A 19,733-nucleotide genomic window follows, 5' to 3' on the forward strand; every position below is an offset into this window, starting at 1 on the left:
TTTGCTCACATTGCGCTCGTGCTTTTCGATAGTGCGCAGTCAATCCGCCCAGCTCTCCAGGATTCGCACTGCAACGCCATCATCGCTAGTGATGTCAGTGCTTTGCATCATGCTGTTTGCTGTCTCGTCGGGCATGATGGCGAGCGCTTCGATACTATCGGAGTGCGTCGTAACGGTTAGTAATCGCACGAACTCACGATTGTCGCGAAGCAGCTCCGCGCCATCCATCGCGGCCTTGGACAGTTGGATGCGATGCAGGTGCCGTTTGTTCCCGCCGCGATAGTGCAAACGCGCAACGATCTCCTGGCCTGGATAGCAACCTTTGTCGAGTGCTATCGCACCGAGTCGATGCAATGAAAGAGTGGGCGGAAGCCATTCGTTCAACGCGGTATCGGGAAGCCACGGCCAGCCTGCGCGCAGTTGTGCGAGTTGCCACGTTTCATCTTGCGCAACTCTCGCACCCAGTTGCAGCGAGTGCGTACCGCAACCCATTCGAACGACATCGCCTCGCGTATCGACAACGTGCATGGGAAGCGATTCGCCGGTTCCAAGTTTGCACTCGTCCAACACATTCAACTTCACGCGCGAACGAAAAACGAAACGACGCAAAGCATCCGCGAAATGTGTTGCGTCGCCGCCGCGCAGAAGCAGCAGCAGGCGATCATCGGCAAGTCGCGCCAGATGGAACAGGTTGCGCACGCGTCCTTGTGCATCGAGCCAACTGCTGAATTGCCACTGGCCGTCGGGCAGGGAGGCGACCTGGCTGGTGAATTGGCTTTGTGCGAAGGCGACGGCGTCAGGGCCTTCGAGGGTGACCGCTTGGGCGAGTTTGGATGTCGGCATGCGCGCTGTGATGGGGGCGGTGGGCGTATGGTGCAAGGCCGCAAGCGAATGCCTGCAACGCTTGGGGCGGTTCGTCAACTGGTTGTGCCGCTATGCCGCAAGTATTACGCTTTTGGCGATAACTATGCCCGACACGTCCTCCAAACCCGCAACCCGTCCCGAACCCGCAGCAACGGAGCGCGCCGTCACGCCCGCTTCGCCGGTGCAGGAGAAGGAACCGGCCGGGCGACCGGCTCCGGACCCCACGCGCTACGGCGATTGGGAAAAGAACGGGCGCTGCATCGACTTCTGATCCATCGCGCTTTCGTTGCGTCGTGGACGAAAGCGTTGGCACAGGGGCGCAGGTGGCAGTGCGGGCATCAAGCGATTCCACCCAGGATAGCCGCCATGGCAGACACGCAACGACCAATTTCTCCTCACCTACAGATATATAAGTGGCAAGTGCAGATGGTGACGTCCATCGTGCATCGCGCCACCGGCATCGCTCTGGCGGTGGGCATATTGATGATCGTTTGGGGCCTGCTCTCGCTGGCTGCCGGTGAAGACGCCTTCAATCAGTTCAAGATATGCATGGGCAGCCCGCTGGGTATCGTCCTGTTGATCGGCTGGAGCTGGGCGCTGTACTACCACCTGTGCAACGGCATCCGTCACCTGATCCAGGACACCGGCGCCGGTTATGCCATCCCGCAGTTCGTCCGCTCCAGCTGGATGACGGTGATCGGCAGCATCGTGCTGACGGTGATCACCTGGGCTTATGTGCTGACTGCCGGAGGTGCCGCATGAGCACGAACGCCAAGGATTTGCGCAATCCGCTCAAGCGCGCCCGCGGACTGGGTTCCGCTCAATCCGGCGTCGGGCACTGGTGGACTCAGCGTGTCACCGCTGCCGGCCTGGTCATCCTGGGCGTGTGGCTGGTGGTGCTGGTGCTGGGCCTGGTGCATTCGGACTATGCGACCGCCCGTGCAGCCGTCGCCAAGCCGTGGAACGCGGTCCTGCTGATCGCGTTCCTGATCACGGCTTTCTGGCATGCCGTGCTCGGCCTGCAAGTGGTCATCGAAGATTACGTGCACACCCGCTGGAAGGAAATCACGCTTCTGGTGGCAATTAAGTTCCTCGCGGTGCTGAGCGTGCTCGCGGGCTCGCTGGCTGTGCTGCGCATCGCATTGGGAGCCTGAGGTCGATGGAAGCCTACAAGATTCAGCAACACAAATATGACGTGATCGTGGTCGGCGCCGGCGGCGCGGGCTTGCGCGCCACCTTCGGCCTGGCCGAGAAAGGCCTCAAGGCCGCGTGCATCACCAAGGTGTTTCCGACCCGTTCGCACACTGTGGCGGCACAGGGCGGTATCGCCGCCGCGCTCGGCAACATGGGCGAGGACGACTGGCGTTTCCATTTCTACGACACCATCAAGGGGTCGGACTGGCTGGGCGACCAGGACGCGATCGAATACATGTGCCGTGAGGCCATCCCTTCGATTCTCGAACTGGAACACTACGGCGTTCCGTTCTCGCGTACCGACGACGGCCGCATCTACCAGCGCCCGTTCGGCGGCATGACCACGCATTACGGCAAGGGCACCGCGCAGCGCACCTGCGCCGCGGCCGACCGTACCGGCCACGCCATCCTGCATACGCTTTATCAGCAGGCGCTGGCGCACGACGCCACGTTCTTCATCGAATACTTCGCCATCGACCTGATCTTCGACGACGATGGCGTATGCCGCGGCGTGCTGGCGCTTGACCTGAACGAAGGTACCTTGCATCTGTTCCGCGGCCAGTCCGTGGTACTGGCAACCGGCGGCTACGGCCGCGCCTATTTCAGCGCGACCTCGGCCCATACCTGCACCGGCGACGGCGGCGGCATGGTGCTGCGCGCAGGCCTGGCGCTGCAGGACATGGAATTCGTGCAGTTCCATCCCACCGGCATCTATGGCGCCGGCTGCCTGATTACCGAAGGCGTGCGCGGCGAAGGCGGCTACCTCACCAATTCCAAGGGCGAGCGCTTCATGGAGCGCTATGCGCCGAGCGCGAAGGATCTGGCCTCGCGCGACGTGGTCAGCCGCGCGATGACCGTGGAAATCCGCGAAGGCCGCGGCGTGGGCGAACACAAGGACCACGTGCATCTGAACCTGATGCACCTGGGGCCGGAAGTGATTCACGAGCGCCTGCCCGGCATTGCCGAATCCGCGCGCATCTTTGCCGGCGTGGACGTCACCAAGGAGCCGATCCCGGTGCTGCCCACCGTGCACTACAACATGGGCGGCATTCCCACCAACTATCACGGCGAAGTGGTGCAGAAGAAGGGCGACGACGTCGACTCGGTGGTGCCCGGCCTGTTCGCCATCGGCGAAGCCGCTTGCGTGTCGGTGCATGGCGCCAACCGCCTGGGCTCGAACTCGCTGCTCGACCTGGTGGTGTTCGGCCGCGCGGTATCGCATCGCTGCGCCGAACTCATCAAGCCGGGCCTGGCGCACAAGGATCTGCCGGCTAGCGCGCTGGACAAGGCGCTGTCGCGCTTCGACGCCTTGCGCAATGCCAACGGCGGCACGCCCACCGCGAAGATCCGCATGAACATGCAGCGCACCATGCAGGACGACGCTGCGGTGTTTCGTACCGGCGAAACGCTGAAGGCCGGTTCGAAGAAGATCTCCGAGGTCTACGACTCGTTCAAGGACGTCCGCGTCACCGATCGCTCGATGGTGTGGAATTCCGACCTCATCGAAACCCTGGAGCTGTCCAACCTGCTGGGTCAGGCCGTGGCGACCATGCATTCGGCCGAGCAGCGCGAGGAAAGTCGCGGTGCGCACGCCCGCGAGGATTTCCCGGAGCGCGACGATCACACCTGGATGAAGCACACCCTGGTGAAGGTCGACGAAAACGGCAAGACCAGCTTCGACTTCCGCCCGGTGCACATGTACACCTTGACCCCCGAGGTCGAAGTGGTGCCGCCGAAGAAGCGCGTCTATTAAGCATTACCGACTGGAGAGCCAATCGTGGCCGAGTTCACGCTACCGAAGAATTCCAAGATCCAGCCGGGCAAGCACTACCCGGCGAAAGATGCGAAGAAACCACGTACGTTCCGCATCTATCGCTGGTCGCCGGATGATGGCCAGAACCCTCGCGTCGACACGTATGAGGTCGATCTGGCCTCGTGCGGCCCGATGGTTCTGGATGCTCTGCTGAAGATCAAGAACGAGATCGATCCCACGCTCACGCTGCGCCGTTCCTGCCGCGAAGGCATTTGCGGTTCGTGCGCGATGAACATCGACGGCACCAATACGCTGGCCTGCACCAAGGCCATCAGCGAGTGCCCGTCAGGCGACGTAAAGATCTACCCGCTGCCGCACATGCCGGTGGTGAAGGACCTGGTGCCGGATCTGACGCATTTCTACGCTCAGTTCGCGTCGATCAGGCCCTGGCTGCGCACGCAGAGTGCAACGCCGGACCGTGAGCGCCTGCAATCGCCGGAAGACCGCAAGAAGCTCGACGGCCTGTACGAGTGCATCCTGTGCGCGTGCTGCTCGACGAGCTGCCCGAGCTACTGGTGGAACGGCGACCGTTACCTGGGCCCGGCGATCCTGTTGCAGGCGTATCGCTGGATCGTCGATTCGCGCGACGAGGACACCGGTGCTCGCCTGGACGACCTGGAAGATCCGTTCAAGCTGTATCGCTGCCACACCATCATGAATTGCGCCCGCACCTGCCCGAAGGGTTTGAACCCGGCGAAGGCGATTGCGGAGATCAAGAAATTGATCGTGGAGCGGCGCGCGGCCTAAAGCTGCGTATGCCTCTTTCCCTTTGGAAAGGGGCGGGGTGAGGGGCCATCTCGTGCCGCGGGTGAGTCGAAGCTTGCTTCGATCCACGTCCGGCGCAGGCCCCGATCCCTCACCTCAATCTTCTCCCGGTGAGGGAGAATGGGCGAAGGAGGCGCTTCGCGCGTCATTGCTTTATGGATACTGCCCGCATCAAACGCCTGCAATGGCGCACCCGCCGCGGTACCCGCGAACTGGATGCCCTGTTCGGCGGCTGGCTGGAAACCTCGTTTCCGACGGCCGACGAAGCCCAGCGCCAGGCTTTCGACGAATTGCTCGACGTACAGGACCCGGACCTTTGGGACTGGGTCATGGGCCATGCCCGTGCGCCGCGCGCGGACTGGCAGGCCATCATCGATGACATCCGCGCCCGCCATCGGCTTTGAATACCGGCCTTCGCGCTGGGTTGCCGGCCTTTTGGTGGTCGTGACGCTGCTGACGCTACTGGCCGCCATCTCGTGTGGAGCGCCGTGGATGGTGCGGTCGGGTTTGGCGGTGCTCGCGGTCGTTTGCGGCGGCCGCGCCCTGCGCCGCTTGCGCCTGCCGATCTCGGCGGCGGGCTGGAACCGGGGCGGATGGACGCTGCGTGGTCTGGACGGCTCGGACGATCCGGCCGCCCTGATTTCCTCCAAGGTCATGCATGGCGTGGTGCTGCTGCACCTGGCCAGTCCGCGGCATGGCAAGCTGACCCTCTGGCTGATGCCGGACAACTCCGATCCGGATATCCGCCGACGTTTGCGCATGCGTCTGGCCGTTCTGGGGCAGGGCGAGGCCGCGCAGTAGGCCCCGCAGTCCCGGAAGGTTGCTGCCATGCGCGGCTTCGGGCACTCTGCGCGCGCGGCATGGTCCTAAGGATTCCCGGGATGATCGACGATCACCAGGCAACCGGAAGGCCTGCCATCCGACCTCACAAGCGACCCTTACATGTTCCGACCGCTCGAGCTCTACATCGGCCTGCGCTACACCCGTGCGAAACGGCGCAACCAGTTCATTTCCTTCATCTCCACGGTATCCATCGTCTGCATCACGGTCAGCGTGATGGCATTGATTACCGTGATGTCGGTGATGAACGGGTTCGACGACCAGTTGCGCTCGCGCATTCTGGGCGCCTTCTCCGACGCCACGGTCGCCGGCCTGCCGGGCGAAACCGTGCAGAACTGGCAGTACGCCATGAAGGTGGCGGAAGCCAATCCGCACGTGAAAGGCGCGGCTCCCTATGTGGAGATTCAATCCTTCATGCAGGCGCAGCGCTCCGGTGGCGCGATCGTGCGCGGTATTGATCCTGCGCAGGAGCCGAAGGTTTCCGATCTCAACACGCACTTGATTTCCGGTTCTTTCGATTCGCTGACGCCGCGCAGCTGGAACATCATTCTTGGCAAGGATCTGGCGTTGCAGCTCGGCGTCAATGTCGGCGACCGCGTCACCCTGGTGGTGCCGGTGTTGCGCGCAACACCGATGCTGGGCTCCTTGCCGGTGCTGCGCAGTTTCAAAGTAAGCGGCATCTTCGAGATGGGCATGGAGGAATACGATTCCGGGTTGGGCCTGATCAGCATGAGCGACGCCGAAGCACTTGCGGGCGTGCACGACCCCACCGGCATCCGCCTGAAACTGGACAACAAGGACAACGCCGATGCGGTCGCCCGCGAGCTGGCGAACACGCTCGGGCAGGTCTACTCGGTGACCACCTGGATGGATAGCCACAGCAATTTCTTCTCCGCCATTTCGATGGAGAAGAAGGTGATGTTCATCATCCTCTCGCTGATCATCCTGGTAGCCGTGATCAACCTGATTTCCATGTTGATGATGCTGGTGACCGACAAACAGGCCGATATCGCCATCCTGCGAACGCTGGGTTCCACGCCGCGCAGCATCATGGGCATGTTCATGGTGCAGGGCGTGCTGGTCGGCGTGGTCGGCATCGGTTTCGGGGTGATCTTCGGCTCGCTGCTGTCCTGGCAGTTGCCGGTCATCGTGAAGTGGATCGAGCACGTCACCGGCATCGTGTTCCTTTCGCCCGACATCTATTACATCAGCGAAGTGCCCAGCAAGCTCGACTGGCACGACGTGACCTGGGTGGCGGTGATCACCTTTGCTTTCTCCTTGCTCGCCACGCTGTATCCCGCCTGGCGTGCATCGCGGACCCAGCCGGCGCAGGCGCTGCGCTATGAATAAACCTATGACGAACGCCTCTACCGACATCGTGCTGCGCGCCAGCCACATCGCCAAGACCTATGAAGAAGGCGATCTGAGCACCACGGTGCTTACCGACGTGAACTTCACGCTCAAGCGCGGCGAAACGCTGTCCATCGTCGGCGCATCGGGTTCGGGCAAGAGCACGCTACTGCACATCATCGGCGGTCTGGATACGCTCACCCGCGGCGAAGTGGAGGTGGACGGGCAACTGCTTTCCAAGCTCTCCGATGCCGAGCGCGGGCGGGTGCGCAATCGCTCGATGGGTTTCATCTACCAGTTCCATCACCTGCTGCCGGAATTCACCGCGCTGGAAAATGTCTGCATGCCGTTGCTGATCCGCGGCGTCGGCATTGCCGAGGCGCAGAAGCAGGCCAAGGTGCTGCTTGGGCGCGTAGGTCTCGGGCAACGCCTGGAGCACAAGCCGTCGGAGCTTTCTGGTGGCGAGCGGCAGCGTTGTGCGGTGGCGCGCGCGTTGGTGACCCGTCCGGCCTGCGTGCTCGGCGACGAACCCACCGGCAACCTGGACGAAGACAATGCCGCCCACGTTTACGCCTTGATGCTGGAGCTCAATCGCGAGATCGGCACCAGCTTCATCCTGGTTACCCACGACACTCGCCTGGCCGCGCGCATGGACCGCACCCTGGTGCTGCACAACGGCGAGTTGATGGAGAAAGGCGGCAACTGAGTTTGCCGGGGCTTCATCCCCGCAAGAAGGTGGGGTGAGGCCCTACACGGGAAAGGCAAGGCCTGCATTACCTTCGTTCGGATCGAACGATGGAATGGCGGCACGTGCGGCACGCAGAAATCAGGCCCGGAGCAATTGCAGCAGCGCTCGCGCTGCTGAGCGGTGTGCTCGCAGCACAATGGTTGCCGGCATTGCCGCCGCGCTGGCTGTTGATCGCGTCATCGGCGCTTGCGCTGATCTTGGCGTGGCGCACTCCCCGTTGGCGCTGGCTGCTTATCGTAGTGCTGGGTTTTGCGTGGGCCTGCTGGCGTGGCGGAGCCGCCATGGATGCGCGTTTGCCCAGCGCTTGGGAAGGCCAGGATTTTGCCGTGAGCGGCACGGTTGAAGGTCTGCCATTGAGCCGCGCCGATGCAACCAGTTTCCTGCTCCGAATCGACCGGGCCGCACGCAACGGGCATACCGTTCCCTGGCACGGCCTTGCCCGCATGAGCTGGTATGGGAAGCCGCCCGCCGAACTCGCGCCCTGTTCGAGTTGGCATCTGCTCGTTCGGTTGCGTCGTCCGCGCGGCATGATCAATCCCGGCGGCGCCGATGGCGAGCGCAGTGCGCTCGCGCGTGGCATCGCCGCGGTGGGCTATGTGCGCGATGACTCGTCCAACCATTTGCAGGCGCATGCTCATGGATGTCTGGATGGCGTGCGTGCCTCGCTGGCCGGCGACATCCAGGCGCGCGTCGGGGATGTCCACGACGCGGCCTTGCTGCGTGCTTTTACCGTTGGCGATACGCGAGGCCTCGAAGAGCGTGATTGGGACATCGCGCGCGCCAATGGCGTGTCTCACCTGATCGCCATTTCAGGGTTCCACGTGGGTGTTGCCGCGATATTCGGGGTATGGCTGTGCCGGCTTGCGTATGGGTTTTGTCCATCGCTGGGTTTGCTTTGGCCGCGTCCGCAGACGCAGGCGATGGGCGCGTTACTGGTCGCCCTGGTGTACGCAGCGTTGGCGGGCTTCGGCATGCCGACGGTACGCACCGTGTTGATGATTGCAGCCGTCGCGCTGGCGCGGTGCAGCCGGCGCGGCGCGGGGCCGACCCGTGCCTTGGCGCTCGCGCTGATCGCGATCGTGCTGGTCGATCCGCTGGCGGTATTGGAGGCGGGGTTCTGGCTGTCCTTCGTCGGAGTGGGTTTTCTGATCTTGTGCCTGCAAAGCAGCGGGCACGGCGTGCTGGCCTTTCTGCGTGAACTCACCTTGGGCCAGTTGGTCATGACGGTTGCGCTGTTGCCGTTGACCTTGTGGTTTTTCGGCGAGGCTTCCCTGGTCGGTGCGTTGTCCAATCTCGTTGCGGTACCGTTCGTGAGTTTCGTGATCGTGCCGTGTGCGCTGGTCGGCCTTTTGCTGTTGTTGATGTGTCCGCCGTTGGCGACCCCGGCGTTGTGGCTGGCGGCCCGGCTGGCGCGCGCGCAATGGTGGCTGCTGGAACAGACGGCCAATTGGCCGGGAGCACACTGGTTCCTGCCGGCCGTGCACCTTGGCGCACTGGTGCTCGCCATGCTCGGCGCCGCGTGGCTGTTCATGCCGCGCGGCGTGCCGATGAGAGCGCTGGGCGCCGTGTTGTTCCTGCCGTTGCTGTGGCCCGCACGACAGGTACCGGACCAGGGCGCTTTCCAGGCATGGGTGCTGGATGTGGGGCAGGGTCTGTCGATCATTTTGCGGACCCGCCATCACACCATGGTTTACGACACTGGTGCGCGTTATCCCTCGGGTTTCGATCTGGGCGATGCCGTGGTGATTCCATCGCTGCATGCCCTCGGTATCGATCGGCTGGATGCGCTGATGGTGAGTCACGCCGACAACGATCACGCCGGCGGCGCGGCCGCGGTGGCGCAGGCGTTCCCGATGGCACGTCGTTACGGAGGCGAACCGGACCGCATGCCGTTGCCGATGGAGGCCTGTGTCGCCGGCCAGCATTGGGAATGGGACGGCGTACGGCTGAGTGTGCTCAGTCCTGCAGCGGCAGGTGCGGCGTCGACGGCCAACGATCGTTCCTGCGTATTGCTGGTCGAAGGCGCGGGTGGTCGCCTGTTGCTGACGGGGGACATCGCATCGGACACCGAGCCGCGCGTGGCGGCGGCGCTGGGATCGGGAGCGCCTCCCGTGCTCCAGGTGCCGCATCACGGCAGCAGGACATCGTCTAGCCCTGTTTTCATCGCGGCAATCAAACCGCAACTGGCGATCGTTTCGGCCGGTTGGCGCAACCGCTTTGGCCATCCGCGAGCCGAAGTCCTGCAGCGTTACGCCCAAGCCGGTGTGCCGGTGCTGAATACCGCACTGGATGGTGCCATTCAGGTTGATTTTCCTGCTGGCGAGCCGTCGTTCGTGGCCGCCCGCTGGCGATTGCTGGAGCACCGTTACTGGCGGGAATGAGCGGAGCGCCACGCTGCCCCTTGCCACGCAACGAGCTCGGATCCGTTCGGACGTCTTGCCGGATGCGTGGAACAGGTCAGAGCATCCCCGGGCGACGCTGCTATCATGGCCGCTTCACGCAGACGGCAGGGCCGGGAGTTTGTTGTGGGTGATTTGGGTCAGATTCTGATGGCTGGCGGTTGGGCGATGGCGCCCATCCTGATCTGCTCGGCGATAGCGCTGGCGATTGTGCTGGAGCGATGCTGGACCTTGCGTCGCAGTTCGGTGCTGCCGCCCGGACTCTCGCAGGAAGTGCGCGAATGGGCACGCTCCGATCAGCTCGATCCGGAGCATCTGGAAAAACTTTCCACCGGCTCGCCGCTGGGCGAATTGCTGGCCGCCGCACTGGCCGTGCGCAATCGTCCGCGCGAGCTGATCAAGGAACGTATCGAAGATACCGGGCGCCACGTGGTGCATCGCATGGAGCGCTACTTGAATACGCTCGGCACAATCGCCTTGATCGGCCCGCTGCTCGGCCTGTTCGGCACGGTGATCGGCCTGATCCGCATGTTCATGCAGGTGATGGTTGGCGGCATGGCCGACCCGACCAAGATGGCCGGCGGCATCGGCGAAGCGCTGATCTGCACGGCGGCCGGCCTTACCGTGGCGATTCCGGCATATGTGCTGCATCGCTATTTCCGTTCCAAGGTGGCGGGCTACTGCGTGGACATGGAAAAGCAGGCGACCCTGCTGCTGGACGACCTTACCTTTTCGGCACCGGCGTCCGCTCCGCGTCCGCGCCGCGCTCCTGCCGCGCCCGGCGCTTCGGTCTGACCCATGCGTATCGGTAACGACCGCCGCGGCGACGATTTCGAGATCAACGTTGTCTCGTTGATCGACGTGCTGTTGACCTTGTTGATGTTTTTCGTGCTCACCACGACTTTCGTGCAGCATTCGCGCCTGAAAGTGAACCTGCCGCAGGCCAGCGCCGAAGACCGCGACATGCAGCCGCCGGCGATCACCGTGATGGTGGATCGCGAAGGCCATTTCTACGTGGGCAGCGACGAAGTGCTGGGGCAGGGCGTTGAGCCGCTCAAGCAGGCGATTGCCCGCGTGGCCGGCGACGATCGCAACCAGACCGTGACCATTCGCGCAGATGCCATGACGGCGCACCAGAACGTGGTCACGGCCATGGATGCGCTGGGTCAGCTTGGCTTCACCCATCTTTCCATCGCTACCACGCCGACGCAGTCGGAAGCGGGCCAATGAGCGAAGGCAAAAAGAAGGTTTCGCTGTGGGATGAGGAAAGCCGCCGCACCTACAAACGGCTGCTGGCCTATACCGCGCGCTATTGGCCGGTGGTGTTGGTTACCATCGTCGGCTTTGCGGTGGATGGCGGCTGCCTGGCCTTCTTCACCAACAAGCTGAAGCCGATCATCGACGATCTGTTTGCGAAGAAAGATCCCTATCTGATCTTCTGGATGCCGATCTGGATCATCGCCATCTTCACAGTGCGCGGCATCGCCACTTTCGTCAGCAACTACGGCATCGGATACGTCGGACGCAACGTGGTGCAGGCGATGCAACGAGACGTGTTCTCGGCCTATCTGCGGCTGCCGGCGACCTTCTTCGGCAGCGAGCACTCGGGGCATCAGATCTCGCGCATTACCTACACCAGCGAGCAGATTGCCGGTGCATCCACCGACGCGCTCAAGGTGGCCGTAACCGAAAGCGTCACCGTGGTCGGCATGTTCTACGTGATGCTGAGCAATAGCGCCTATCTCACCATCGCACTATTGTTGCTGATTCCGGCGATCGTGCTGATTGCCACCCTGGTCAGCAAGCGCTATCGCGTCATCAGCCGGCGTATCCAGAGCATGATGGGGTCGGTCACGGGAACGGTGGCCGAGGCCGTCGAGGCGCACCGCGAAGTGCGCATCTATGGTGGGCAGGAAGAGGCGGCAGAACGCTTCAAGCAGGTTTCCGATCACGCGCGTTATCTCAACCTGAAGATCATCGCGACTGCCGCGACTTCCAGCGCGTCCATCCAGACGGTAGCCGCTCTTGCGCTGGCGGGCTTGGTATTCCTGGGCTCGCGGCCGGGGGTGATCGATAGTATTTCCGCTGGCGTGTTCGTGACGGTGTTGACTGCGATGGGGGGCATGATGCCGTCGCTCAAGCGCCTGACCAATGTGCAGGCCACCATGCAGACCGGTATTTCCGCTGCGGAAAATCTGTTCGCGGTGATGGATCTGCCGCCCGAGGTGGATCACGGGACCAAGGTGCTGGAACGCACCAGGGGCGATCTGCGTTTCGAGGACGTGCGTCTGGTGTATCCGCGCAATGACTTCGAAGCGCTGGCCGGCGTCAATCTGCATTGCGCTCCCGGTACGGTCACCGCACTGGTCGGCCGTTCCGGCAGCGGCAAGAGCAGCCTGGTGAGCCTGCTGCCGCGCTTCAATGCGCCCACCGGCGGGCGCATTCTGCTGGACGGCGAGAACTACGAGTCCTACACGCTGCCGTCGCTGCGCAAGCAGATCGCGTGGGTGGGGCAGAGCGTGGTGCTGCTCGATGGCACGGTGGCCGAAAATATTGCCTACGGCGAGCTGGCCGGCGCTAGCGAGCAAGCCATCATTGCGGCGGCTGAGGCTGCCAATGCGATGGAGTTTATCCAGCGCCTGCCAAAAGGCATTCACAGCAATATCGGCGAAGGCGGCAATATGCTGTCCGGCGGGCAACGCCAGCGCATCGCCATCGCGCGCGCCATCCTCAAGAACGCGCCGATCCTGGTCTTGGACGAGGCGACCAGTGCGCTGGATACCGAATCGGAGCGCTTGATCCAACAAGCGCTGCAGCGTTTGATGCGCGATCGAACCACGCTGGTCATTGCGCATCGCCTGTCCACCATCGAGCACGCCGACCAGATCGCCGTGATGGAGCACGGGCGCATCATCGAGCGTGGCACGCACGTCGAACTGATCGCCATGGGCGGCCATTACGCGGCGCTGCATCGCATGCAGTTCAACGAACCTTCCGTTGCCGTGGTTGCCGATTGATTCGATGAGCCTGGACGAGACGCTCCAGAACGGCTGGTATGGCAAGGGGCGTCTACCCTGGTGGTGCCATCCGTTGGCCGGGCTTTACGGATGCGTGGTCGCCTTGCGGCGGACCTTGTACAGGTCGGGATGGTTGCAGACCGTGCGTCTACGTCGGCCGGTGATCGTGGTGGGCAACCTGACGGCCGGCGGCACGGGCAAGACGCCACTGACTTTGGCTTTGATCGACGCGTTGCGCGAGCGTGGCTATCGGCCTGGCGTCGTGAGCCGTGGCTATGGCGGCACGCTACGCGGCCCCGCATTGCTCGACGAACTGCCCAATCCCGCCGAAGTAGGGGACGAGCCGGCATTGATCCGAGCCGTTGGCGTGCCCGTGGCGATTGGCCGGGATCGGCCGGTTGCCGCCAAGCTGCTGGTGGATGCCGGCTGCAACGTGCTGATTGCCGACGACGGGTTGCAGCACTATCGGTTGGCGCGCGACATCGAGATTTGCGTGATCGATGGGGAGCGCCGCTTCGGTAACGGAAAATTGCTGCCGTTGGGGCCGCTGCGCGAGCCATTGAGTCGTTTGGGTCGCGTGGATTTTCGTGTTTGCAACGGCGGCGATGCGCAAGCCGGCGAAGTGCCGATGCGTTTGCGTGGCGACGTGGTGCGTGCTTTGCTCGATGGGCGCGAGCAGCCGCTAAGCGACTTTTCCAAAACGCGTGTCCACGCGGTTGCCGCCATCGGCCATCCGCAGCGGTTCTTTGCCAGCCTCGCGGCGCGAGGGGTGGAGGTCATCCCGCACGCGTTTCCCGATCATCATGCTTTTGTGCCTGCCGATATCGCTTTCGGTGACGGCCTGCCGGTACTGATGACAGACAAGGATGCGGTGAAATGCCGGGCTTTTGCCCAGGCGGACTGGTGGAGCGTTCCGGTCAAGGCTGAGCTCCCGGACGAATTTTTCGACGCGATCTGCCGGCGGTTGAGCGCCAAGGCATAAACCCCGCGCCGAGGCGGTATCATGGGCGCCGTTTCCGGCCGCAGGCCGGCCTTCTTCCGTTCGAGGTTTTCATGAGCCTGATCCAGGTACCGGTGTCCTTCGGCGAACTGATCGACAAAATCACCATCTTGGAGATCAAGTCGCGCCACATCGTCGATCCGGCCAAGCTGGCCAATGTGCACAACGAGCTCAACCTGCTCAATGCCACCTGGGCCAACCACCACGCCTCGCAGACCGACATCGGCAAAGAACGCGAGCGCCTGCTCGCCGTCAACGAAACCCTGTGGGATATCGAGGACCGCATCCGCCTGAAGGAAAAGGCCCAGGCGTTCGATGCCGAATTCATCGAGCTGGCGCGCTCGGTGTATTTCCAGAACGACGAGCGCGCAGCGGTGAAGCGCGAAATCAATCTGAAACTGGGTTCGCAACTGGTCGAAGAGAAGTCCTACCAGGACTACCGCCAAAAGAGCTAACCGATGCCCATGGCGCCGGCTGCGGCTTCGAAGCGTTCGACGACGTCGTCCACTTCGATCAGCTCCATCACGCCTGGGTGTTCGATCTTGCTGCCCCAGGGAATCTCGCTGGCCGGCTTGCCAAGATATTTGCGCGCAGCGTCGTCGTATTTGTCGACACACCAGCGCCGATCGGAATAAGGCCCCGAGCGCGCCGGATTGCTCGCCGCATGCAGGCCCAGCACTTTCGTGCCCGCGGCATTGGCCACGTGCATGGGGCCGGAGTCCGGGGTGAGCAACAACTGCGCGCGGCTGCACATTGCCAGCATCTTCTTGAGCGTGTCTTTGCCGGTCAGGTCGAGCGGATCTTCGCGGCAAGCGGCAAGCACGGCATCGGCCATGGCTCGCTCGCCGGATGAGGGGCCGCCAATCAGCACCACGCGCCAGCCGCGGGCTGCGGCATGATCCATCACCGCTGCATAGCGTCCAGGCAGCCAGTTGCGCAGGGCGTGGCTGGATGTCGGGCTGACCAGCAAGGTCGGCCGATCGTCCGGCCATTGCTCGGCCGCCCAGGCGCGATCTTCCTCGGAGACCGGAATGTCCCAGCGCACTTCGGTCTGTTTGAGTCCCAATGGCTCGCAAAAACTGCCGATGGCCTGCAGCACGTGCTCGCCGGTGCGGGCGGGGATGCGCTCGTTGATCACCAGGCCGTGCAAGTCTTTGGCGCGCGCGCGGTCGTAGCCGATTCGGCGCTTCGCTTTGATGCCCAGGCTCAGCAGATTCGAGCGTAGCGCCACCTGCATGTGGAGGAGGGCATCGAATTGCCGGCCTTGCAGGGCGGCCGCAACGTCGCGCATGCCGGCCCATCCTGCGCTCTTGTCGAAGGTGACGAATTCCACCCCGGGCAGGTCGCTTACCAGCTTGCGTTCCAGCTTGCCGACGATCCACGTCAGCGAGGTCTGTGGCCATGCGCGTTGCAAGGTACGCACGAGCGGCACGACGTGGGTGACGTCGCCGATCGCGGAGGTGCGCAACAGGCAGATGGACGAGGGAGCGGACATGTAGAATCGCCTGACATTGAGCCAATACGGAGCCGCGGCAGCACCGATGCACGAGCAACTGCGCCAAGACGCCGAAGGTGCGATTTTGTTCGACGCCAGCGTGTCGCCACAAGTCGGCCGCGATTGGTTCGATCCCGGCTACTGGCAGGCGCGCGGGGCATTGAGCCGCCAGGCCGGCGGCCGCGGCGGCGTGGCCATGATCGCCACCCCGGCCGGCGAGTGTGTGCTGCGCCATTACCGGCGCGGCGGCATGGTGGCGGCATGGATGGGGGATCGCTATCTGTGGACGGGGGCGGACCGCACCCGCAGCTTCGCCGAGTTTCGCCTGCTGCTGGACATGCAGCGACAGGGGCTGCCGGTACCCAAAGCCGTTGCGGCAGGGTATCGGAAGGTCGGTTTGCACTATCGCGCGGATCTGATCACCTTGCGCATTCCCGATACCCGGACCTTGGCCGAATGCCTGGCCGAAAATCGATTGGATACCGAACTGGCCCAGGAAGCGGGGGCACTGGTGGCGCGCTTTCACCGCGCGGGCGTCTGGCATGCCGATCTCAATGCGCACAACGTGCTGGTTGCGCCAACGGCGCTTTACCTGATCGACTTTGACCGCGGATGCAAGCGCGCGCCGGCTGAATCCTGGCGCATGGCCAATCTGCAGCGCTTGCGCCGTTCGTTGTTGAAACTGGGCGCGGGGCAAGCTGGCGAAGAAGCTTTCGACCGCGAAATCTGGACACCTTTGCTAAACGGTTACGAGCGTACCTTCAGCGCATGAATGACTGGCATTTGCACTTTCTGGGCACGGGCGCGGCGCATGCGGTCGAGTTGGGTTCGTCATCCGCGGTACTGGAGCGCGACGGCAGGCCCATGCTGCTGATCGATTGCGGCCCCGACACGCTGGATCGTTACCTGGCCGCCTACGGCGAACCGCCGCGCGACATCTTCGTCACCCATACGCACCTGGATCACGTTGGCGGGCTGGAGCGGCTGTTCACGCGCTTGTGGTTCGACGAAGCACTGCGTGGCCGCACGCGCGTTTTTACGCACGCTGCGCTGGTGCCGTGGTTGCAGACGCGCGTGGCCGACTACCCGGGCGCGCTGGCCGAAGGCGGCGTGAACTACTGGGAAGCATTCCGCTTGGTACCCTGTTCGCGCGGGTTCTGGCTGGACGGCTGGTGGTTCGATGTCTTTGCGACTAGGCATCACCGTCCCGGTACGTCATTCGGATTGTCCCTGCGCGGATGCTTTGCATTTACCGGCGATACCCGGCCCATTCCCGAGGTGCTGGCGCAGCATGCCGAACAGCCGACCTTGATTGCCCACGATTGCGGCCTGGTCGGCAATCCGTCGCATACCGGGATCGACGATATCGAGCGCGAATACGACGCGGCCTGGCGCCCTCGTCTCGTGCTGTACCACTACGGCAGCGTTGCCGACGGCGCGACGTTGGCCGCACGCGGTTATCGGGTGGCTGGTGCGGGGGAGCGCATCCCGCTGCCTGCGCCGGGCGCACCTGGAGCGGACGCTGGTTGAATCGCTCTCTTGTCTGAGATCCAACCAGACGCTATGCTTCCGCTTCTTTGCCAGCCCCGCGCCGGCAAACAGAGTTACCCAGTGCGGAGAGATGTCCGAGTGGTTGAAGGAGCACGCCTGGAAAGTGTGTATACGGCTTATCCCCGTATCGAGGGTTCGAATCCCTCTCTCTCCGCCAGTTATTGAAAGACGCGACGGCATGGCCGCCGGCGCGAAGTTAGGAAATTCACGGATAAGAGAGAGGGTGAGAACCCTCGCGGTTCGACAAATTCGTCTGGAACGAATTTGGACAGCCGAAGGCTGGTCCCTCGCGATAGCGAGGGATGAGGCTTATGGACGGGCCGAACAATCCCTCTCTCTCCGCCAAATTGCAGTGATTCCGGCAACGGATTTCGATCCATCGCCAGAATCGGGCTTCGATGCCCACCCTATGGTGGCCCCGTCGGTCCCCCCGCGACGATAGTTCGCAAACCCCGCCAGGTCCGGAAGGAAGCAACGGTAGCGGATGATTCGGGTGCCGGGGTGTGGCTGGCGGGGCCGCCGCCTTTTTGCGGCGGCAAGCGGCACCACGTGACTTGCCAAGAGCGACTTGGCACAATCGGGTTCTGGCCCAACTGCCTCTGAGCATCCCCAACGCATGTCCTATCAGGTACTCGCGCGTAAGTGGCGCCCCCGCAAGTTCGCCGAACTGGTCGGCCAGGAGCACGTCGTACGCGCCTTGACCAACGCGCTGGACAGCGGGCGCATGCATCACGCCTATCTGTTCACCGGTACGCGTGGCGTCGGCAAGACGACCATCGCGCGCATCTTCGCCAAGTCGCTCAACTGCGAGCGCGGCGAATCGGCCGATCCCTGCGGAGAATGCTCGGTCTGCATGGCGGTCGATGCCGGCCGCTTCGTGGACCTGCTGGAAATCGACGCGGCCAGCAACACGGGCGTGGACGATGTGCGCGAAGTGATCGAGAACGCGCAGTACGCACCCGCGCGCGGACGTTTCAAGGTGTACCTGGTGGACGAGGTGCACATGCTTTCCAAGCCGGCCTTCAACGCCTTGCTGAAGACGCTGGAAGAACCGCCTCCGCACGTGAAATTCCTGCTCGCGACCACCGATCCGCAAAAGCTGCCGGTGACCGTGTTGTCGCGTTGCCTGCGTTTCAATCTGAAGCGCTTGCTGCCCGATCAGATTGCCGGCCAGATGCGCCACATCCTGGGCGCCGAACACATCGAATACGACGATGGCGCCATTGCCGAACTGGCGCGCGGCGCTGATGGTTCGATGCGCGACGGCCTGTCTTTGCTGGACCAGGCCATTGCCTATGGCGGCGGCGCGCTGAAGGCCGACGAAGTAAGAGCCATGTTGGGCAGTGTCGAGCGCGGGCAGGTACTTGGCCTGCTCGACACGCTGGCTGCCGGCGATGGACAGGCGTTGCTGGCGGAGTGCTCGCGCATTGCGTCGTTCTCGCCGGACTTCGGCAGCGTGCTGGACGATCTCGCCGCCGCCCTGCATCGCATCCAGCTCATCCAGCTGGTGCCGGGTTATCGGTTGGACAGTGAGGGTGAAGCAAGCACGTTCGCCACGCTGGCCGAGCGGATGACGGCCGAAGACGTGCAGCTTTACTACCAGATTGCCACCACCGGCCGTCGCGACCTGGCCCTTGCGCCTGACGCCCGCACCGGATTCGAAATGGCCATGCTGCGCATGCTGGCGTTTCGTCCGACGGATGAGGCAGGCCCGGTTGCCGGATCGGGCGGGCAGCGCCATGCGCCCGCGCCCCCGCAGCGTCCGACGGGTGCTTCATCCGCACCTGCGTCTGCACCCGTGCAACAAAATGTTCGCCCGGCGACGGCTGTCGCCCCTCATCCCGAAACGTCGCGGGAGCCGGTTGCGCCCGCAGTGCCCGTGCAGCGCATCGCGGACACTGGAGGCCTTCCCGATTGGGAAACTCTGATCCAGCGTGCCGACCTGCGCGGCCCCTTGGGGCAGCTCGCTCAGAATTGCGCGCTGCGCAGCAGGGAGGGCAGCACCCTGGTGCTCGCACTGCAACCTACCTACGTGCATCTTGCGGTCGAGCCGATGGTCAGCCAGATCGCCGATCGCCTCAGCGAGGTGATGGGGGAGCCGATCAAATTGCGCTTCCTGAGCGACAGCCAAGGCGCCGCACATACGCCGGCTGCGCGTGCGGCAGTAGCTCGCAGCGAGGCGCAATCGGCCGCCGAAGCGTCGATCGACGGCGACCCGCTGGTGCAGGCGCTCAAACGCGAATTCGGCGCGCGGGTCGTGCCGCAATCCGTCAAACCATTCGAATCCTGATATTTCGGAGTACACGTTTATGAGAGGACAACTTGGCCAGCTGATGCAGCAGGCGCAGCGCATGCAGGAAGACATGAAGCGCGCCCAGGAAGAAATCGCCAAGCTCGAAGTGACCGGCAGTTCCGGTGGCGGCCTGGTCAGCGTCGTGATGAGCGGCTCGCACGAAGTGCGCCGCGTGCAGATCGACCGCAAGCTGTTTGCCGACGATCCGGAGATGGCCGAAGACCTGGTGGCTGCCGCGATCAACGACGCGGTGAACAAAGTTGCCGAGGCGAGCAAGGACAAACTCGGCGGCGTCACTTCGGGCATGAATCTGCCGCCCGGCTTCAAGATGCCGTTCTGATGAAGAGCGGGGAACAGGGAACAGGGAAAGGGAAACGTGAAGCGGCACGGCGATACCCGTACCT

General features: G+C 63.5%; 21 protein-coding genes, 1 tRNA gene and 1 other RNA gene. 21 read left to right on the top strand and 2 right to left on the bottom strand.

Translation table 11 applies throughout. The features are described 5' to 3' along the window. Positions 1-39 precede the first annotated feature (39 nt). Positions 40-843, bottom strand: coding sequence for a CAF17-like 4Fe-4S cluster assembly/insertion protein YgfZ (gene ygfZ / locus ISS99_RS14860; RefSeq protein WP_204632369.1), 804 nt, complete (start codon positions 841-843; stop codon positions 40-42). Here ygfZ and ISS99_RS23330 point away from each other — a divergent pair. From ISS99_RS23330 to ISS99_RS14935, 15 genes are all read left to right on the top strand, one after another. Next, positions 842-1,135, top strand: coding sequence for a DUF1674 domain-containing protein (locus ISS99_RS23330; RefSeq protein WP_239537941.1), 294 nt, complete (start codon positions 842-844; stop codon positions 1,133-1,135). The two genes, ygfZ and ISS99_RS23330, sit on opposite strands and share 2 nt — an antisense overlap. Before the next feature lie 95 nt (positions 1,136-1,230). Beyond that, the gene (gene sdhC, locus ISS99_RS14870) at positions 1,231-1,626 is read left to right on the top strand and encodes a succinate dehydrogenase, cytochrome b556 subunit (RefSeq protein WP_204632370.1); all 396 of its coding nucleotides are present in this window, start codon (positions 1,231-1,233) and stop codon (positions 1,624-1,626) included. Further along, a complete protein-coding gene (sdhD, locus tag ISS99_RS14875) occupies positions 1,623-2,018 on the top strand; it encodes a succinate dehydrogenase, hydrophobic membrane anchor protein (RefSeq protein WP_204632371.1) in 396 nt (131 codons plus the stop codon). Before sdhC ends, sdhD begins: the two co-directional genes overlap by 4 nt. Positions 2,019-2,023: 5 nt before the next feature. After that, the gene (sdhA, locus tag ISS99_RS14880; protein ID WP_204632372.1) at positions 2,024-3,811 is read left to right on the top strand and encodes a succinate dehydrogenase flavoprotein subunit; all 1,788 of its coding nucleotides are present in this window, start codon (positions 2,024-2,026) and stop codon (positions 3,809-3,811) included. A 24-nt stretch (positions 3,812-3,835) separates the two neighbouring features. Further along, positions 3,836-4,618 carry a succinate dehydrogenase iron-sulfur subunit gene (locus ISS99_RS14885; protein WP_204632373.1) on the top strand — a complete coding sequence of 261 codons (783 nt, stop codon included), beginning with the start codon at positions 3,836-3,838 and terminating at the stop codon, positions 4,616-4,618. A 173-nt stretch (positions 4,619-4,791) separates the two neighbouring features. Further along, positions 4,792-5,040 carry an FAD assembly factor SdhE gene (locus tag ISS99_RS14890; RefSeq protein WP_204632374.1) on the top strand — a complete coding sequence of 83 codons (249 nt, stop codon included), beginning with the start codon at positions 4,792-4,794 and terminating at the stop codon, positions 5,038-5,040. Then, the gene (locus ISS99_RS14895; protein WP_204632375.1) at positions 5,012-5,437 is read left to right on the top strand and encodes a protein YgfX; all 426 of its coding nucleotides are present in this window, start codon (positions 5,012-5,014) and stop codon (positions 5,435-5,437) included. The genes ISS99_RS14890 and ISS99_RS14895 overlap by 29 nt, the downstream gene beginning before the upstream one ends. A 141-nt stretch (positions 5,438-5,578) precedes the next feature. After that, positions 5,579-6,826: a lipoprotein-releasing ABC transporter permease subunit gene (locus tag ISS99_RS14900; protein ID WP_204632376.1), complete on the top strand. Its 1,248-nt coding sequence runs from the start codon at positions 5,579-5,581 to the stop codon at positions 6,824-6,826. Between the two features lie 4 nt (positions 6,827-6,830). Then, positions 6,831-7,532 (top strand): lipoprotein-releasing ABC transporter ATP-binding protein LolD, encoded by a 702-nt coding sequence (gene lolD / locus ISS99_RS14905; protein ID WP_239537942.1) that lies wholly within the window; start codon positions 6,831-6,833, stop codon positions 7,530-7,532. 89 nt (positions 7,533-7,621) lie between these two features. Then, on the top strand, positions 7,622-9,955 hold the full coding sequence (locus ISS99_RS14910; RefSeq protein WP_204632378.1) for a DNA internalization-related competence protein ComEC/Rec2: 2,334 nt from the start codon (positions 7,622-7,624) through the stop codon (positions 9,953-9,955). A 168-nt stretch (positions 9,956-10,123) separates the two neighbouring features. After that, on the top strand, positions 10,124-10,768 hold the full coding sequence (locus ISS99_RS14915) for a MotA/TolQ/ExbB proton channel family protein (RefSeq protein ID WP_204632691.1): 645 nt from the start codon (positions 10,124-10,126) through the stop codon (positions 10,766-10,768). A 3-nt stretch (positions 10,769-10,771) separates the two neighbouring features. Then, a complete protein-coding gene (locus ISS99_RS14920; RefSeq protein ID WP_204632379.1) occupies positions 10,772-11,203 on the top strand; it encodes an ExbD/TolR family protein in 432 nt (143 codons plus the stop codon). Continuing rightward, on the top strand, positions 11,200-12,990 hold the full coding sequence (gene msbA / locus ISS99_RS14925; RefSeq protein WP_204632380.1) for a lipid A export permease/ATP-binding protein MsbA: 1,791 nt from the start codon (positions 11,200-11,202) through the stop codon (positions 12,988-12,990). The genes ISS99_RS14920 and msbA overlap by 4 nt, the downstream gene beginning before the upstream one ends. Positions 12,991-12,994: 4 nt before the next feature. Continuing rightward, on the top strand, positions 12,995-13,972 hold the full coding sequence (lpxK, locus tag ISS99_RS14930) for a tetraacyldisaccharide 4'-kinase (RefSeq protein WP_204632381.1): 978 nt from the start codon (positions 12,995-12,997) through the stop codon (positions 13,970-13,972). Positions 13,973-14,043: 71 nt separating this feature from the next. Then, complete coding sequence (locus ISS99_RS14935) at positions 14,044-14,445, top strand: DUF6165 family protein (RefSeq protein WP_204632382.1); 402 nt, start codon at positions 14,044-14,046, stop codon at positions 14,443-14,445. Here ISS99_RS14935 and ISS99_RS14940 read toward each other — a convergent pair. Then, positions 14,442-15,485 (bottom strand): glycosyltransferase family 9 protein, encoded by a 1,044-nt coding sequence (locus tag ISS99_RS14940; protein WP_204632383.1) that lies wholly within the window; start codon positions 15,483-15,485, stop codon positions 14,442-14,444. The genes ISS99_RS14935 and ISS99_RS14940 overlap by 4 nt on opposite strands. A 46-nt stretch (positions 15,486-15,531) precedes the next feature. Between ISS99_RS14940 and ISS99_RS14945 the strand changes: the two genes are divergently transcribed. The 6 genes from ISS99_RS14945 (at position 15,532) to ISS99_RS14970 (ending at position 19,669) form a co-directional block, all read left to right on the top strand. Continuing rightward, positions 15,532-16,257 (top strand): 3-deoxy-D-manno-octulosonic acid kinase, encoded by a 726-nt coding sequence (locus ISS99_RS14945; protein ID WP_204632384.1) that lies wholly within the window; start codon positions 15,532-15,534, stop codon positions 16,255-16,257. Beyond that, complete coding sequence (locus ISS99_RS14950; protein WP_204632385.1) at positions 16,254-17,015, top strand: MBL fold metallo-hydrolase; 762 nt, start codon at positions 16,254-16,256, stop codon at positions 17,013-17,015. Before ISS99_RS14945 ends, ISS99_RS14950 begins: the two co-directional genes overlap by 4 nt. 85 nt (positions 17,016-17,100) lie before the next feature. Next, positions 17,101-17,193, top strand: a tRNA-Ser gene (locus ISS99_RS14955). Positions 17,194-17,455: 262 nt separating this feature from the next. Continuing rightward, positions 17,456-17,552, top strand: an RNA gene (gene ffs, locus ISS99_RS14960) — signal recognition particle sRNA small type. Between the two features lie 100 nt (positions 17,553-17,652). Then, the gene (gene dnaX / locus ISS99_RS14965; RefSeq protein ID WP_204632386.1) at positions 17,653-19,326 is read left to right on the top strand and encodes a DNA polymerase III subunit gamma/tau; all 1,674 of its coding nucleotides are present in this window, start codon (positions 17,653-17,655) and stop codon (positions 19,324-19,326) included. A 19-nt stretch (positions 19,327-19,345) separates the two neighbouring features. Beyond that, entirely contained in the window at positions 19,346-19,669 is a 324-nt protein-coding gene (locus tag ISS99_RS14970; RefSeq protein WP_204632387.1) for a YbaB/EbfC family nucleoid-associated protein, read from the top strand. Positions 19,670-19,733 lie beyond the last annotated feature (64 nt).

The organism is Dyella mobilis, assembly GCF_016904945.1.
Lineage (GTDB): Bacteria > Pseudomonadota > Gammaproteobacteria > Xanthomonadales > Rhodanobacteraceae > Dyella_B > Dyella_B mobilis.